The 14400-nt window shown below is 69.1% G+C and carries 14 protein-coding genes; 7 read left to right on the top strand and 7 right to left on the bottom strand.

Annotation, left to right across the window (positions count from 1 at the left end):
• Positions 1-69 precede the first annotated feature (69 nt).
• Genes KBZ12_RS03210 through queA form a run of 3 tightly spaced genes read left to right on the top strand, consistent with a single transcriptional unit; the run spans position 70 to position 3020 of the window.
• Positions 70-513: a YlqD family protein gene (locus KBZ12_RS03210; protein WP_254956292.1), complete on the top strand. Its 444-nt coding sequence runs from the start codon at positions 70-72 to the stop codon at positions 511-513.
• A 46-nt stretch (positions 514-559) separates the two neighbouring features.
• The gene (locus KBZ12_RS03215; RefSeq protein ID WP_254956293.1) at positions 560-1867 is read left to right on the top strand and encodes a dihydrolipoamide acetyltransferase family protein; all 1308 of its coding nucleotides are present in this window, start codon (positions 560-562) and stop codon (positions 1865-1867) included.
• 31 nt (positions 1868-1898) lie between these two features.
• Positions 1899-3020 (top strand): tRNA preQ1(34) S-adenosylmethionine ribosyltransferase-isomerase QueA, encoded by a 1122-nt coding sequence (queA, locus tag KBZ12_RS03220; RefSeq protein ID WP_254956492.1) that lies wholly within the window; start codon positions 1899-1901, stop codon positions 3018-3020.
• A 47-nt stretch (positions 3021-3067) separates the two neighbouring features.
• Here queA and KBZ12_RS03225 read toward each other — a convergent pair whose 3' ends face one another.
• From KBZ12_RS03225 to KBZ12_RS03235, 3 genes are all read right to left on the bottom strand, one after another.
• Positions 3068-3667, bottom strand: a complete 600-nt coding sequence (locus KBZ12_RS03225) for a superoxide dismutase (protein WP_254956294.1) — start codon at positions 3665-3667, stop codon at positions 3068-3070.
• A gap of 70 nt (positions 3668-3737) precedes the next feature.
• Complete coding sequence (locus tag KBZ12_RS03230; protein ID WP_254956295.1) at positions 3738-4388, bottom strand: FKBP-type peptidyl-prolyl cis-trans isomerase; 651 nt, start codon at positions 4386-4388, stop codon at positions 3738-3740.
• Between the two features lie 37 nt (positions 4389-4425).
• Positions 4426-4767: a phasin family protein gene (locus KBZ12_RS03235; protein WP_254956296.1), complete on the bottom strand. Its 342-nt coding sequence runs from the start codon at positions 4765-4767 to the stop codon at positions 4426-4428.
• Positions 4768-4835: 68 nt separating this feature from the next.
• On the opposite strand from KBZ12_RS03235, the gene KBZ12_RS03240 reads away from it, so the two are divergent.
• Positions 4836-6317 carry an apolipoprotein N-acyltransferase gene (locus KBZ12_RS03240; protein ID WP_254956297.1) on the top strand — a complete coding sequence of 494 codons (1482 nt, stop codon included), beginning with the start codon at positions 4836-4838 and terminating at the stop codon, positions 6315-6317.
• On the opposite strand, the gene KBZ12_RS03245 is transcribed toward KBZ12_RS03240, so the two are convergent.
• From KBZ12_RS03245 to KBZ12_RS03255, 3 genes are all read right to left on the bottom strand, one after another.
• A complete protein-coding gene (locus tag KBZ12_RS03245) occupies positions 6298-7365 on the bottom strand; it encodes a mechanosensitive ion channel family protein (RefSeq protein ID WP_254956298.1) in 1068 nt (355 codons plus the stop codon). The two genes, KBZ12_RS03240 and KBZ12_RS03245, sit on opposite strands and share 20 nt — an antisense overlap.
• A 154-nt stretch (positions 7366-7519) precedes the next feature.
• On the bottom strand, positions 7520-8140 hold the full coding sequence (locus KBZ12_RS03250) for a hypothetical protein (protein WP_254956299.1): 621 nt from the start codon (positions 8138-8140) through the stop codon (positions 7520-7522).
• A gap of 123 nt (positions 8141-8263) precedes the next feature.
• Entirely contained in the window at positions 8264-8788 is a 525-nt protein-coding gene (locus tag KBZ12_RS03255; RefSeq protein WP_254956300.1) for a type IV pilin-like G/H family protein, read from the bottom strand.
• A gap of 339 nt (positions 8789-9127) precedes the next feature.
• Here KBZ12_RS03255 and KBZ12_RS03260 point away from each other — a divergent pair, with 339 nt between their 5' ends.
• Both KBZ12_RS03260 and KBZ12_RS03265 read left to right on the top strand, forming a co-directional pair.
• Positions 9128-10144: a formylglycine-generating enzyme family protein gene (locus KBZ12_RS03260; protein WP_396100529.1), complete on the top strand. Its 1017-nt coding sequence runs from the start codon at positions 9128-9130 to the stop codon at positions 10142-10144.
• On the top strand, positions 10137-12701 hold the full coding sequence (locus KBZ12_RS03265) for an arylsulfatase (RefSeq protein WP_254956301.1): 2565 nt from the start codon (positions 10137-10139) through the stop codon (positions 12699-12701). Before KBZ12_RS03260 ends, KBZ12_RS03265 begins: the two co-directional genes overlap by 8 nt.
• A 27-nt stretch (positions 12702-12728) precedes the next feature.
• On the opposite strand, the gene KBZ12_RS03270 is transcribed toward KBZ12_RS03265, so the two are convergent.
• A complete protein-coding gene (locus tag KBZ12_RS03270) occupies positions 12729-13103 on the bottom strand; it encodes a hypothetical protein (RefSeq protein WP_254956302.1) in 375 nt (124 codons plus the stop codon).
• A 441-nt stretch (positions 13104-13544) separates the two neighbouring features.
• Here KBZ12_RS03270 and KBZ12_RS03275 point away from each other — a divergent pair, with 441 nt between their 5' ends.
• Positions 13545-14393 (top strand): hypothetical protein, encoded by an 849-nt coding sequence (locus KBZ12_RS03275; protein WP_254956303.1) that lies wholly within the window; start codon positions 13545-13547, stop codon positions 14391-14393.
• Positions 14394-14400: the final 7 nt, after the last annotated feature.

The raw sequence follows: 14400 nt of genomic DNA on the forward strand, positions 1-14400 counted from the left end.
CGCCAACACACCCCAAGGTTGACCGGACCGCCCGTGGCCTGACAGCCTGACCTCTGCACCACCATTCCCATGGCCGACGGCAACAGCCTGAACATCAAGCGATCGATCACGGTGCGTGCCGTGGTGACGCCGCGCTGGAAGGAGGATGCCGAGCGGGAGCTCAGCAGTGCTCTCACCAATTTCGATCAGCAGCTGGCCCAGCTGGAGCAGGAGGGCCAACGGCTCGTCGACGAGATCCGCCGCCAGAGCGCCAACCCCCTGGATCCCCGGGTGCAGGAGCAGGTGGGCTCGGTGCAGCAGCAGGTGGCGGCCAAGCGGGCCGAGTTCGAGGAGCAGAAACGCCAGGTGCTGGAGCAGCAGCGCCAGGTGCGGGAACTGGAGATGGAGCAGGTGGTGGAGCAGGGGCAGATCGAGAGCTTCTGCGATGTCCAGGTGGGCGACAACCTGGTGCAGAAGCTGCAGGTGGCGGTGCTGGTGCGGGACGGCGTCATCGAGGCGATCGAGGGGGGGTGATCCTTCCGCCACCTAAAATCACCCCCATCACAGAGGCAGTCCCCCGTTGGCCACCCACGAAATCTTCATGCCGGCCCTCAGCTCCACCATGACGGAGGGCAAGATCGTGGAGTGGCTCAAGAAGCCCGGTGAGCGCGTCGAGCGGGGCGAGTCGGTGCTGGTGGTCGAGTCCGACAAGGCGGACATGGACGTGGAGGCTTTCCAGGAAGGTTTCCTGGCGGCCGTGCTGATGGAGGCGGGCAGCACCGCGCCGGTGGGTGAAACGATCGGTCTGATCGTGGAAACCGAAGCGGAGATCGCGGCGGCCAAGGCGGCGGCCCCCTCTCCAGCCGCGGCGGCCCCCGCCGCCCCTGCACCGGCGCCCGTGGCTCCACCGGCTCCTGTGCCGGCCCCGGTTGCAGCCCCGGTCCCGGTGGCGGTATCACCCCGCGCCGGCGACGGCCGTGTGGTGGCCACCCCCCGGGCCCGCAAGCTGGCCGCCCAGCTGGGGGTGGACCTGGCCGCCCTGCGCGGCAGCGGCCCCAACGGCCGGATCCAGGCAGAAGATGTGGAGCAGGCCACCGGCCAGCCCGTCAGCGTGGCCCGGGTGGCGGAGGGCACCGCCCCGGCCATGGCCGCCCCGGCCGGCAATGGCGCGGCGGCAGCCCCCGCCGCCCCCGCCGGGCAGTCCTTCGGCCGTGCCGGTGAGACGGTGGCCTTCAACACCCTGCAGCAGGCGGTCGTTCGCAACATGAACGCCAGCCTGGCGGTCCCCTGCTTCCACGTCGGCTACACGATCACCACCGACCGGCTCGACGCCTTCTACAAGCAGGTGAAGGCCAAGGGGGTCACGATGACGGCCCTGCTGGCCAAGGCCGTGGGCATGACCCTGGCCCGCCACCCCCAGCTGAACGCGTCGGCCAGCGACGCGGGCATGGCCTACCCGGCCTCCGTCAACGTGGCGGTGGCGGTGGCCATGGATGACGGCGGCCTGATCACCCCGGTGCTGGCCTCCGCCGACCGCACCGACCTCTATTCGCTCTCGCGCAACTGGGCCGATCTGGTGGCCCGCTCCCGCTCCAAGCAGCTCAAGCCGGAGGAATACACCACCGGCACCTTCACCCTCTCCAACCTGGGCATGTTCGGCGTCGATCGCTTCGACGCGATCCTGCCGCCCGGCACCGGCGCCATCCTGGCGGTGGCGGCGTCCCGGCCCGTGGTGGCGGCCCTCAAGGACGGTTCGATCGCCGTGCGGCGCCAGATGCAGGTCAACCTCACCGCCGATCACCGCGTCATCTACGGCACCCATGCGGCGGCCTTCCTCAAGGATCTCGCCGACCTGATCGAGAACCGCCCCGAAAGACTGGCTCTCTGAGGCGTTGCCCTTCCGCGTGGTCACCCCCGCCGTGCCGGATCCCGCTGACCTGCGCCTCTCCAGCTACGACTTCGTCCTGCCGCAGGAGCGGATCGCCCAGCGGCCGGTGGAGCCCCGCCACGCCGCACGGCTGCTGGTGGTGGATCCGGCGGGGGCCGGCCCTGCCCCCCACGCCCGCCACCTCAGCGCCTGGGATCTGCAGCACGAACTCAGGCCCGGCGATCTGCTGGTGGTGAACGACACCCGGGTGCTGCGGGCCCGGCTGGAGGCGCGGCGGCCCGGCGGCGGTGCGGTGGAGTTGCTGGTGCTCGAGCCCTGGCCGGCTGGGGCGGGGCAGTGGCTGTGCTTGGCGCGGCCCGCCAAGAAGCTGCGGCCCGGTGACTGCCTGGAGGTGGTGGCCGGCGGCCAGCCGCCCTTGACGGTTGCGGTGGTGGGCAGCGATCCCTCCACCGGCGGCCGCATCGTGCAGTTCCCGCCGGAATGTGCCGATGCGGCGGCCCTCGAGCCCCTACTGGTGCAGTACGGCGCCATCCCGCTGCCGCCCTACATCCACGAACACGACGCCAGCGACAACGAGCGCTACCAGACCCGCTACGCCGCCCGTCCCGGCGCCGTGGCTGCCCCCACCGCCGGCCTGCACCTCAGCGACGAGCTGCTCTCGGCGATCAGGGGGCATGGTGTCGGGGTGGCCACCACCACCCTGCACGTGGGCCTAGGGACGTTCCGGCCGATCGAAACGGAAGACCTGAGCGCTCTGGAGCTCCACAGCGAATGGGTGGAAGTGAGCCCGGCGCTGGTGGAGGCGGTGGCGGCCTGCCGGGCGGGTGGCGGCCGCGTGATCGCCATCGGCACCACCTCGGTGCGCAGTCTGGAGGCCGTGGCCCAGCTGCATGGCGGTGAGCTCCGGCCCCACACCGGTCCGGTCAACCTGGTGATCCAGCCCGGCTACCGCTTTGCCGTGGTGCAGGGCCTGCTCACCAACTTCCACCTGCCGAAGAGCTCACTGCTGCTGCTGGTGAGTGTCCTGATCGGCCGCGAGCGTCTGCTGGCCCTCTACGCCGAGGCGATTGAGCGCCAGTACCGCTTCTTCTCCTACGGCGATGCCATGTGGATCGCGCCGGAGGCCGTGCTGCCAGGGGCCAGGCCGGCCTAAAAAAAGCCCCCGGGGATCCCGGGGGCTGGTGCTTGGAGCCGAGGTGGTCAGGCGGCAACCAGATTCGCCGCCACGAAGTCCCAGTTGACCAGCTTGTCGAGGTAGGTGGTCATGTAGTCGGGACGGCGGTTCTGGTAGTCGAGGTAGTAGGCGTGCTCCCAGACGTCCATGGTGAGCAGGGCCTTCTGGCCATGGGCCAAGGGCAGATCGGCGTTGGCCGTCTTGGTGATCTTCAGGGTGCCGCCATCGAGCACCAGCCAGGCCCAGCCGCTGCCGAACTGGGTGGCGCCGGCGGTCTTGAACTGCTCGCTGAAGGCTTCGAAGCTGCCGAAGTCGGCGGCGATCTTGTCGGCCAGAGCTCCGGTGGGGGCGCCGCCGCCACCGGGCATGATGCACTGCCAGTAGAAGCTGTGGTTCCAGACTTGGGCGGCGTTATTGAACACACCCGCCTTGGAGGCGTCACCGGCCACCGCCAGGATCACCTCTTCCAGGCTCTTGCCGTCGAGGTCAGTCCCTTCGATCAGCTTGTTGAGGTTGGTGACGTAGGCGGCGTGGTGCTTGCCGTGGTGGAACTCGAGGGTCTGCCGGGAGATGTGAGGCTCGAGCGCGTCGAGGCCGTAGGGCAGTTCGGGCAGCTGGTGAGCCATGGGAGACGGTTGGGGTTACGCGGCATTGTAACGATCGTCACCCGAATCCTGGCTGCCCGAGGGCCGTGCCTCAGCCCTTGATTTCCAGCAGCTCCACCTCGAACACCAGGGTGGCGTTGGGGGGGATCACGCCACCGGCGCCGCGCTCGCCGTAGGCCAGATCAGGGGGAATGACCAGCTTGCGCTTGCCGCCCACCTTCATCCCGGCCACGCCCTCGTCCCAGCCCCGGATCACCCGGCCGGCGCCAAGGGGAAAGCTGAAGGGGCCGCGACCGTAGCTGCTGTCGAACTCCTTGCCGTTGGTGAGGGTGCCGCGGTAGTTGACCACCACGGTCTGGCCGCTCCTGGCCTCGGCGCCCTCGCCCAGGGCCAGGTCGGTGATGCGCAGGCCGCTGGGGGTGGTGCGCTCGGTGGGTGAGACAAGCTCTCCGCCCAGGGCCGAAGCGCCGCTGGAGGCCACTTCGGCGCTGGAGGAATCGGGAGCCATGGTGAACAGGGTGGGGTTGGGGACGTCGGGGTCGAGTTCGAGCGGGGCCGCGACAGCGGGGCTGGCCTCCGGTGCGGTGGGGGCAGGGCCGGAGCGGGCCAGGGCCTGCTGCACACCGGTGTCGGCGGGAGCCGGCGACGCCGCCTCCACCACCGAGGGGGAGACCAGCTGGCTCACGAAGGCCAGCATCAGACAGGCCACGCAGACGAACGAGCTGATCAGGATGTCGCGCATGCGGAAGGACCCGGATGGGGGGATTCTGCCAGTGCGATCAGTCGCTGCTTTCGCCGTTGGCCTGCCGCTGGCGCAGGGCCTGCTCGAGTCGATCGATGCGGCCGCGCAGTTCATCCAGTTCCCGCTGGCGGGCCAGGCCCAGATCCTGCAGCAGCTGGTCGCGGTTGCGCTCCAGCTGGCGTTCCGCCTGCTGTTCCACCTCCGGCGTCTCGCCCCGCAGGGCGCGCATGACGTCCTCCACCAGGGCGGAGGCGTGGTTGGGGTCGAGGCGGCCGCTGCTCACCCATTCCTGGCTGACGTACTTGAGTCGGTCGGCCACCAGCGAGGTGGTGCCGAGGCCGCGCAGCAGCAGCATCTGCAGCAGATTGCCCTGGTCCATGAAAGAGGTTTCCTTGGGGAAACGGCGTGACTCTTCTCTGACCTTGGCGCCTCCTGCGCCCGGCGACCATGGGCAATGACCGGCGTGCCGGTTGGGTCGCCGCCGCAGCCGGTGGGTTGTTGGCGGGGGTGGCCCTGCCGCCGGTGGGCTGGCCGTGGCTGCTCTGGCCGGCGCTGGTGGTTCTCTGGTCCCTGACGGGGAGTCGCGGTGGCACCGCGCCGCCAAGGTTCTGGCGCGGCGGGTTGTGGGGGCTGGCGGCGGTGCTAGTGAGCCATCGCTGGCTGCTGTGGCTCCATCCCCTCGATTGGATCGGCGTTCCCGGCCCCCTGAGCCTGCCGATCTGCCTGGCGCTGTGGCTGGCCGTCGGCCTGGCCGCCGCTCTGCTGGTGGGGACCTGGACGGCGCTGGTGGGCCGGCTCGATCCGGCGCGGCCCAGCACGGCGCTGCTGGCGGCGACCGTGTGGGGGCTGGCCGAGGTGCTGCTGGCCAAGGGTCCCCTGTTCTGGCTGGGTCTGGGGGCCGCGGCGCTGCCGGGGGATCGGGCCCTGGCGGGACTGGCGGCCCTGGGGGGAGCCGGGCTGCTGGCCGCTGTTCAGCTGCTGATCAGCTGGGGCCTCTGGCGGACCCTGCTGGCCGTGCCCCCCCGCCGCAGCCGCTGGCTGTTGATCACGCTGCTGCTGGTGGCCGCCTGCCATCTGGCCGGTTTGGCCCTGCTCAGCCAGGCCGCAGCTCCCGGTGACAGGGCCGAGCGCTGGCTGGTGCTGCAGCCCGCCATCCCCACCCGCCAGAAATTCGAGGCCGATCAGCAGCGGCTACTGCTGCAGCGGCTGGCGCAAGCCCAGCGGCGGGCCGCCACGGCCCAACCGCCGCTGCAGGGGGTGCTGTTGCCCGAGGGCTCCCTGGCCCTCGGCCAGCCGTTGCCGGAGGCGGCGCCGGTGGAGGTGCTCAGCGGTGGCTTCCGCCGCGACGGCGTGGAGCTGCGCAGCAGCCTGCTGCGCTTTGCCCCCGGTGAGCGTCAGGCTGGCGGCTGGGTGGACAAGCACCGGGTCGTGCCCCTGGGCGAATGGGTGCCCCTGGCCGACCTGTGGCGCTGGAGCGGCCTCTCGGCGGTGGGGGGTGTGGAACCGGGTCCCGCCTCCCGGCTGCTGTCGCGGCCCGGGGGGACTGTGGCCGTGGCCATCTGTTATGAGCTTTCTGATGGGACGGCCCTGGCCGCCGCCACCCGCCAGGGGGCCCGCTGGCTGCTGGCCAGCGCCAACCTCGATCCCTATCCCGAGCAGTTGCAAGGTCAGTTCGCGGCCCTGGCCCAGCTGCGCGCGATCGAGACCGGCCGCTGGCTGGTCAGTTCCGCCAACACCGGGCCGAGCCTGCTGGTGGACGCCGCTGGACAGGTGTTGGAGCGACTGCCCGCCGGCCGTCCCGCCACCGGCCTGCTCACCGTGGAGCAGCGCGCCCAGCTCACCCCCTACGACCGCTGGGGTGAGGGCCCCCTGATCGGCCTCGCCCTGCTGGCGGCCGCCTGGCGCTGGATCAGCCGGGAGCCGGGCTGATCCGGGGCGGAGCCGGTTCCGGGGGAGCGGCGGCGAAGGCGATGCCCTGGTGCTGGAAGGCTTGCAGGAGGCCCAGGTTGATGGCCTGCTGCAGATCGAGATACACCACGACGCTGCTGTCGGGGACGAAGAACACGAACTGGAATTCGAGCGCGCCGTCGGCGAAGCGGGTGAAGTGGCACCGGTCGAAGCTGGCCGGTGGATGGGCCCGGACCACCTCTTCCACGAGCCCAGGGATGGCGGCGGCCTGCTCCGCCGGCAGCTGGTCGGACAGGCGCAGGGTGTGGGCCACCCGGCGCCGGGGCAGATCGCCGAAATTTCGGATCGTCTTCTGCAGCAGTTCCTCGTTGCCGATCACGATTCGCTCGCCGCCCAGGCTGCGGATGGAGGAGGAGCGGATCCCCACCCGCTCCACCGGCCCGAGGACATCGACAAAACCGATCAGATCGCCGATCTGGAAGGGTTTGTCGATGACGATCGTGAGGTAGTTGATGAAGTGGCTCAATGGCCCTCGCAGGGCCAGCCCCAGGCCGATGCCGGCCCCCGCCAGGGAGGCGTAGATGGCGCCGAGTGGTACCCCCTGCTTCTGCAGGAACACCAGGCTGCCCAGCCCCCAGACCAGGGCCCGGATCATCGGCGCCAGGGCCTGAAGGGTGCTGGTCTGCTCCTCCCGACCCAGGCGCTGCAGGGAGCGCTCCAGCAGCAGCAGCAGGCTGCGGTTGATCAGCCGCACCACCAGCACGACGGCCACCAGCAGGGCGGCGCCCTCCACCAGCCGATCGGGTCCAGGATCGATGCGCAGCACCTGCCAGCCGCGCACCAGCGAGCGCCAGCCCCAGACCACCATGGCCAGATAGCCGAGCGACGCCAGGCTGTTCAGCAGCAGGGGCGCGATCAGGCCATCGGGCAGGCTGCCGGGGCGGGGGCCGGCCCGCCGCAGCCAACGGTGCAGCAACCGCACCAGCAGCCACACGGCCAGCGAACCCAGCACCACCCTGGCGAGGGCCATCAGCAGGGCGAATCCCGCGGTCTGCAGCGATGGGTTCAAGAGCGGGCCCGCCAAGGCAAGGGAGTGGATGGTGATCGGGTGACAGCTGGATGGATGGTGGCTGCTGAAACCTCCGAGACCCTATTGGCCAGGGCTTTCCGTTCATGCTTCCATCCGCCGCGACAGGACCAGCTGCACCGCGGCAGGGCAAGTCTCAGCTGAGGACCGGCTGGGGGTCCTGGCTGGTGGAGCGGGGCACAAGGATCTTGCGCAGGGAGAGGCGCGCGGCCGCGTCGGCTTGCTCCAGGTCAGCAGCGATCGAGGGGCCCGCACCATCCCCCGCGTCGTCCTGGGGTTCGAGCAGATCCAGCACGGCCTGACGCACCCCGGAAAGGCGTCGCTCCAGCCTGAGGCGTGACTGTTGCTCCTGCTCCAGCTCCTGGGTCAGCACCCGGCACTGCCGGTCGGCGGCCTCCTGGCGCAGGCGATCCCGTTCACGCTCGGCCTCCTCCAGGGCCGCCTGTTCCTGTTCGGCGATGGCCAGTTGCTGGCGCACGGCCTCGTGGAAGCGCTCCACCTCCGCTTCGGCAAGGTGCCTGCCCTCCCGGGCCTCGGTCAGTTCGGCCTCGAGCCGTTCCCGCTCCCGACGGGCTTCCTCTTGCTGGGCGGCCACCTCATGGGCCCTGGCGGCGGCGTTGGCCTCCAGGTGGCGCCGGAAGCGCCGCTCCTGCTCCAGTTCCTCGCGCAGGGCGTCGACTTCGGCGGTGGTGACGGCGATCAGCGTCTGGGCCTGGGCCGAGAGGGCCTCGACCGCCTGGGTGAAGGAGGGGGACATCGGCGTGCGCAGGGAAAGAACAGTGACAACGCTCTAAGTCTGCGAGGGGGGGCTTGTCGGTAGCGATCGGCTCCTCGCATGGGTGGCACCGTTGCTGCAGCCGCGTGGGCGGAGCCGTGGCCGTCATTCGTTGACGATTGAGGCCGTGACTTCGACTGAGCCGTCGCCGCATTGCACAATCCGGCCCGTGGGATTGGCCACCAGGCTGCCGAGCACGAGCTGGGGGTCCGCCGGGCGAATCTGGCCTGGCTGGACGTTCATGCAGATGATCGTCGTGATCCTGGGATTCTGGGTGGGCGTCAGGAAGGCGGCTCCCACATAGGCATTGAGCTGGCCCACCTTGGGCGACTGGGCCGGGATCACATAGCTGTAGGCCGCTTCGGTGGTGGTGCGAACGGCGTAGTTGAAGGTCGCCGGCAGGGTGATGCCGAAATCCTGCTGGATGGTCGAGACCGTGGCCCGGAAGGCGCCGTTCTTCTGGTAGTACGTGCGCTGGCCCTCCATCATCCGGGCCACGGCGTTGAGCGCCGCCTTCTGATCAGGACTCGCCTGCGTCTGCGCCTTGACCCCGGGGCAGGCTGCGGCGATGGCCACGACCAGGCTGGCTAGCAGCGTCGGGCGGGCGTGGCGGAAGAGGGGGGAGGTCATGGGTGGGGGAGAGGAAATCCTGGAAGCTGGATGGAGGGGGGACGCAACAGCCGGGGAGTCTCCTCTTCCGGCGCGTTGGCCCTTGGCAGGCCAGCGCACCATGCTGGCTTGCCATGACCCTGGTGGACAGGGAACAGCCTGGTGTCTTCCCTGACAAGTTCCGGGAGGTACTTCTGCGCTGCTGCGACAGTCTTGCCGTCCTGCAGTCATCGGCGGCCGGAAGGCCGATCGATCAGCCAACGAGTGTGTCGAAGGTGATCGATGCGACCCTGGAGCGCTCAATGACGCCCCCACAATGCGGGTCGTGAGCCATCCGCAGGGCCCAGCGAATCCGTGCTTGTGCATCGTCCTGAGGTCAGCTCTCTGGCGCTGGCCTTCCTGCTGATTCTGGCGATGGGGATGGGAGTCCTGCTGCTGGGGCCCGCCCCTGCCCTGGCGTCGGACAGCTGTCCGCCGTCGATGGCCCCCATCCCGGGCGGCAGCTACCGGATCGGTGCGGCGGGCCGCCTGCCGGAGGAGGCGGAAGCGAAGGCGCCGGTGCGGCTGCAGCCCTTTTGCATCGCCCGCACGGAGGTGACCAACCGCGCCTTCGTCGCCTTCGTGGCCGCCACCGGCTACACGACCCAGGCGGAGCGGCCCCTGCCGCAGGAGCAGTTTCCGGATCTCTCCGCCGCCGAGCGCCGCCCCGGCTCGGTGGTGTTCCGGCCGCCCTCCCCCGGCGAGCCCCTGGGTGAGCTCAGCTGGTGGCAGTGGGTGCCGGGGGCCGACTGGCGCCACCCCGAGGGCCCCGGCAGTTCCATCGACGACCGGCTCGACCATCCGGTGGTGCAGGTGTCGCTGGCGGATGCGGAGGCCTACGCGGCCTGGGCCGGTGCCGCCCTGCCCAGCGAGGCCCAGTGGGAATTCGCCGCCAGGGGCGGACTGCGGGATCGGGCCTTCAGCTGGGGCGACCGCTGGCGAGCGGGCCTGGCCAACACCTGGCAGGGGGAGTTCCCCGTCAGCAACACCGCAGAGGATGGCTACCTCGGCACGGCTCCGGTGGGCAGCTTCCCCCCGAATGGCTACGGACTCCAGGACATGACCGGCAATGTCTGGGAGTGGACGGCGGACTGGTACCTCCCTGGCCACGAGCGCCTCGCCGGCCAGGACGATCCGCTGCTGGCCGACCGCATCGCCAGCAGCGATCCGCGGGAGCCCGGGGTGGCCAAGCACGTCATCAAGGGGGGATCCTTCCTGTGCGCCCCCAACTTCTGCAGCCGCTACCGGCCCGCCGCCCGGGAGGCCGAAAGCCCCGACACCGGCACCTCCCACATCGGTTTCCGACTCGTTTCCCCTGCCCTGACGACCCATGCCTGAGCGTCCCCTGAGCAACCTCGGCATCACGTTCGGCCGCCTGCTGCGGCGGCTGGTGCCGGCGTGCCTCGCCGTGGCCCTGGTGGGCTGGTCGTTCAGCGCCGTGCCGGCCCTGGCCCAGAAGATCACCGGCACGCCCGGAGCCCCCAATGGCACCACCACGATTCCCGGCAACCAGCTGCCGGCCCCGGCGCCCCCCTTCGGTGGTGTGATCAAGGACGGGGCGCTGCAGTCGAAGCCCTGGTGGGCGCCACGGATCACGCCTCCGGCGAGCGCGCCGAACGTGCTGCTGATCATCACCGACGACGCCGGTTTCGGCGTACCCAGCACCTTCGGCGGCGTGATCCCCACCCCTGCGATGGAGCGCGTGGCCAAGGCCGGGCTGCGGTACAACCGCATGTTCTCCACGGCGCTGTGCTCCCCCACCCGCGCCGCCCTGATCACCGGCCGCAACCACCACTCGGCCGGCTTCGGGGTGATCTCGGAGCAGTCGACGGGCTTCCCCGGCTACAACAGCATCATTGAGCGCGACAAGGCCACGATCGGCCGCCTGCTCAAGGACAACGGCTACTCCACCGCCTGGTTCGGCAAGGACCACAACGTGCCCGCCTTCCAGGCCAGCCAGAGCGGCCCGTTCGACCAGTGGCCCACGGGGATGGGCTTCGAATACTTCTACGGCTTCGTGGGCGGCGACGCCAACCAGTGGCAGCCCAACCTGTTCCGCAACACCACCCAGATCTATCCCTTTGAGGGCAAGGAGCCCGGCACCTGGAACCTGGTGACAGAGATGGCCGATGACGCCATCGATTACATGGCGCGGATGCACCAGATCAACCCCAGCAAGCCGCTGTTCATCAAGTACGCCCCCGGAGCCACCCACGCGCCCCACCATCCCACCAAGGAGTGGGTGGACAGGATCCACGCGATGCATCTGTTCGATGACGGTTACGAGAAACTGAGGGAGCGCATCTTCGCCAACCAGAAGAAACTCGGCGTGATTCCCAAGGACGCCAAGCTCGACCCCTGGCCCGCCGATGTGATCACGCCCTGGGACAAACTGAGCCCGGAGGCCCAGAAACTGTTCATCCGCCAGGTGGAGGTGTTCGCCGCCTACGCCGCCTACAGCGACTACGAAATCGGTCGGGTGATCCAGCAGTTCGATGACCTCGGCAAGCTCGACAACACGCTGATCATCTACATCAACGGCGACAACGGCACCAGCGCCGAAGGCGGCCCCCTGGGCACCCCCAACGAGGTGGCCTTCTTCAACGGCCTCAACAAGCTGCCGCTCGAGGTGCAGATGAAGTTCTACGACGTGTGGGGCACCGATCTCACCTACAACCACATGTCGGCGGGCTGGAGCTGGGCGTTCGACACCCCGTTCAGCTGGTTCAAGCAGAACGCCTCCCGTCTCGGTGGCGTCAACCAGAACATGGTGGTGGCGTGGCCGGCGCGCATCAAGGACAGGGGCGGCCTGCGGGAGCAGTTCGTGCACGTCATCGACGTGGTGCCCACGATCCTGGAGGCGGCGGGGTTGCGGGCGCCCGAGGTGGTGGATGGGATCCCCCAGAAACCGATCGAGGGTACGAGCTTCGTTTACACCTTCGATGGCAAGAATGCCAAGGCGCCCTCAAGGCACGAGCGCCAGTACTTCGAGATGTTCGGCCAGTGGGCCCTCTACGACAAGGGCTGGCTGTTGAGCACCAAGGTGAACCGGGCCCCCTGGGACGCCTTCGGCCCTGCCAACCCGGATCCGCTCAACAACCAGACCCTGGAGCTCTACAACCTCAACACTGATTTCAGCCAGACCACCGACCTGGCGGCCCAGAACCCCGGCAAGTTGAAGGAGATGAAGGCGGCCTTCATCACCGAGGCCAACAAGTACCAGGTGTTCCCGCTCGATGCTTCGGTGGCGGCTCGGATTGTGGCCCCCCGGCCCAACATCACCGCCGGCCGCAGCGAATTCGTCTACACCCATCCGATGGTGGGGCTGCCCCAGGGCGCTTCGCCCATCCTGCTCAACACGTCCTACACCGTGACGGCTGACATCGAGGTGCCGGCCAGCGGCGCCGAGGGCATGCTGCTGACCTCCGGCGGCCGCTTCGGCGGCTACGGCTTCTACCTGAAGAACAGCAAGCCCGTGTGGGTCTGGAACATGGTGGATCTGGAGCGCCTCAAGTGGGAGGGAACCGCGCCGCTGACGCCCGGCAAACACAAGGTGGAGTTCGATTTTGTCTATGACGGCAAGGGGGCCGGCACCCTGGCCTTCAACGACTTCAGCGGCGTTGGCCGCCCCGGCACCGGCACCCTCAAGGTGGACGGCAAGGTGGTGGCCACCAAGACCATGGCCAAAACCCTGCCGATGATCCTCCAGTGGGACGAGAGCTTTGATATCGGCTCAGACACCCTCACCGGCGTCAACGACGCCGACTACAAACCGCCGTTCCGCTTCACCGGCAACCTCGACAAGCTCACCATCAAGCTCGATCGGCCCAAGCTGTCGCCGGAAGAGATCAGGAGCCTGGAGGCCGCCATGCGCACCAAGGCGGCGAGTGAGTGAGGCGGGGTTCCACAACCTCAATGTGATTCAGGGCGTGGCGGGACACAGCCGCCGCCATTCCCCCAGGGCCTCGCCGGCGGCGTAGTACTTGCGCAGGCCCATCGCTGCGGCATAGCGCTGCTTCTGCAATGAGCCGGCCCAGCTGGCTGCGGGGCAGGGCTGGGGAGCGGCTCCAGCCTTGGGAGGCTGTTCGGCCGCTTCTACCCCAAGCCGCAGCCGGAACAGGCCTTCCTGGCCGTACTGCTGGCGGAAGGCCTCCCGATCGATCGGCGCCAGGGAGCTGTTGCCTGGCTCCACGATCCCCTGAGCCCGGCCCATGGATGGGGCGAGCAGCGCCAGGGCTGCGGCGAGGCCGCTGGCACAGGGTTGCCACCATCGGGGCCAGAGGGGTCGGGTGGCCAAGAGGCAACGGGCAGGGGGTTGACGGGCCGCCAGTACCGCCCAGATTCCGCCCACGCCCCATCCGCCAAGGGAACAGCCAGCAGGGGCCCATGGCAGGGCACGGAACCAACCTGGCCCTTCAGACCATCCCATCCGGGCTTTCTGGCTCGTCGTCATCACATCACAACGCCCATTCCTTCTGAGCGCAGTGTTTCATCGCTCATCAGTCAATGACTGCTTGTCACTGACTGTTTCGCGCCTCACTCCGCTGCCCATCGATCGCAGGCTGGATGGCCCAACGCTTCAGCCCTACAGGCTGCTCACGCCATCGACCCGCCCCTCCATCACCACGCCGCCCCGCAGCTGGCCTTTCACTCCGACACGGCCTGGGCCCAGCAGCACCGCATCCGCGATGGCGAAGCGCACTGGTCGACAATTCTGGGAAGGACCTGAACCAAGCCGATGGCCCTGATCAGCCGCCTGCTGCAACAGCGCCATGCCTTCTACCGAGGCCTTCTGGCCGTTCAGGTGTTGGCCCTGGTGGGCCTGCGCCTCCTGGAACAGGCACCACGGCTGGTCAGCGTGCTCTACCTCGTGATCTCCGGGGTGGGGGTCTTGCTGGATTCACCCCTGCTCCCGCACAACCGCCTCCCGCCAACGCCAACCGAATCGATGTCCCGTGCCCTCGAACGCCGCGTCCAGAAGGTGCTGCTGCGCCGGAAGCGGTTAGTCAACTACTGGATCCTGGCCCTGGGCATGGAACTGATCTGGCAGGCGGCCCTGGTGCTCAACCCCACCCTGGCCGTGCAGCTGAGCGTGATCCATCTGGTGACATGGCTCAGCCTGATGCTGATGGTGCTGTGGGGTCTGGTGAATGCCCTGGCCGAAGAACCGACCTTCACTGGCGACCTGCTGTTGGGGGCCACGGCCGGTTATCTGCTGGTTGGATTCACCGGCGGCATCGTGCTCAACTCCCTGCTGGTGCTCGACCCGGCGGCCTTCAACCTGCAGGACCATGGGCACGCCCTGCCCGATGGCATCGGCCATGCGCTGGCCATGCTCGGGGCCGCTTTCGCCAGTCTCACCACCATCGGCAGCCCTGTGCTGAAGAACGGAAACCTCACCAGCCTCACCGCCAGCGTGGGCATCACGATCGTGGGCCAGCTCTATCTGGCCATCCTGATCGCCGGTGTGCTGGGCAAGCCGAGGACGCTGGGCAAACCGGGCCAGCCAGCTGCCGCCCCTGAAGCCGAACACCGCCAGCTCAGCAGAGCCGCTGCGCCAATCAAACTACGTCGACCAAGGCGCTGATCACCAT

The organism is Cyanobium sp. Cruz CV13-4-11 (assembly GCF_024346055.1).
GTDB lineage: Bacteria > Cyanobacteriota > Cyanobacteriia > PCC-6307 > Cyanobiaceae > Cyanobium.

What these genes read in the sequence shown, in the direction of transcription:
- KBZ12_RS03255 (WP_254956300.1), bottom strand. Translation starts at nt 8,788, where the DNA reads ATGACCTCCCCCCTCTTCCGCCACGCCCGCCCGACGCTGCTAGCCAGC.
- KBZ12_RS03275 (WP_254956303.1), top strand. Translation starts at nt 13,545, where the DNA reads ATGGCCCTGATCAGCCGCCTGCTGCAACAGCGCCATGCCTTCTACCGA.
- KBZ12_RS03265 (WP_254956301.1), top strand. Translation starts at nt 10,137, where the DNA reads ATGCCTGAGCGTCCCCTGAGCAACCTCGGCATCACGTTCGGCCGCCTG.
- KBZ12_RS03230 (WP_254956295.1), bottom strand. Translation starts at nt 4,388, where the DNA reads ATGCGCGACATCCTGATCAGCTCGTTCGTCTGCGTGGCCTGTCTGATG.
- KBZ12_RS03225 (WP_254956294.1), bottom strand. Translation starts at nt 3,667, where the DNA reads ATGGCTCACCAGCTGCCCGAACTGCCCTACGGCCTCGACGCGCTCGAG.
- KBZ12_RS03240 (WP_254956297.1), top strand. Translation starts at nt 4,836, where the DNA reads ATGGGCAATGACCGGCGTGCCGGTTGGGTCGCCGCCGCAGCCGGTGGG.
- KBZ12_RS03210 (WP_254956292.1), top strand. Translation starts at nt 70, where the DNA reads ATGGCCGACGGCAACAGCCTGAACATCAAGCGATCGATCACGGTGCGT.
- KBZ12_RS03250 (WP_254956299.1), bottom strand. Translation starts at nt 8,140, where the DNA reads ATGTCCCCCTCCTTCACCCAGGCGGTCGAGGCCCTCTCGGCCCAGGCC.
- KBZ12_RS03235 (WP_254956296.1), bottom strand. Translation starts at nt 4,767, where the DNA reads ATGGACCAGGGCAATCTGCTGCAGATGCTGCTGCTGCGCGGCCTCGGC.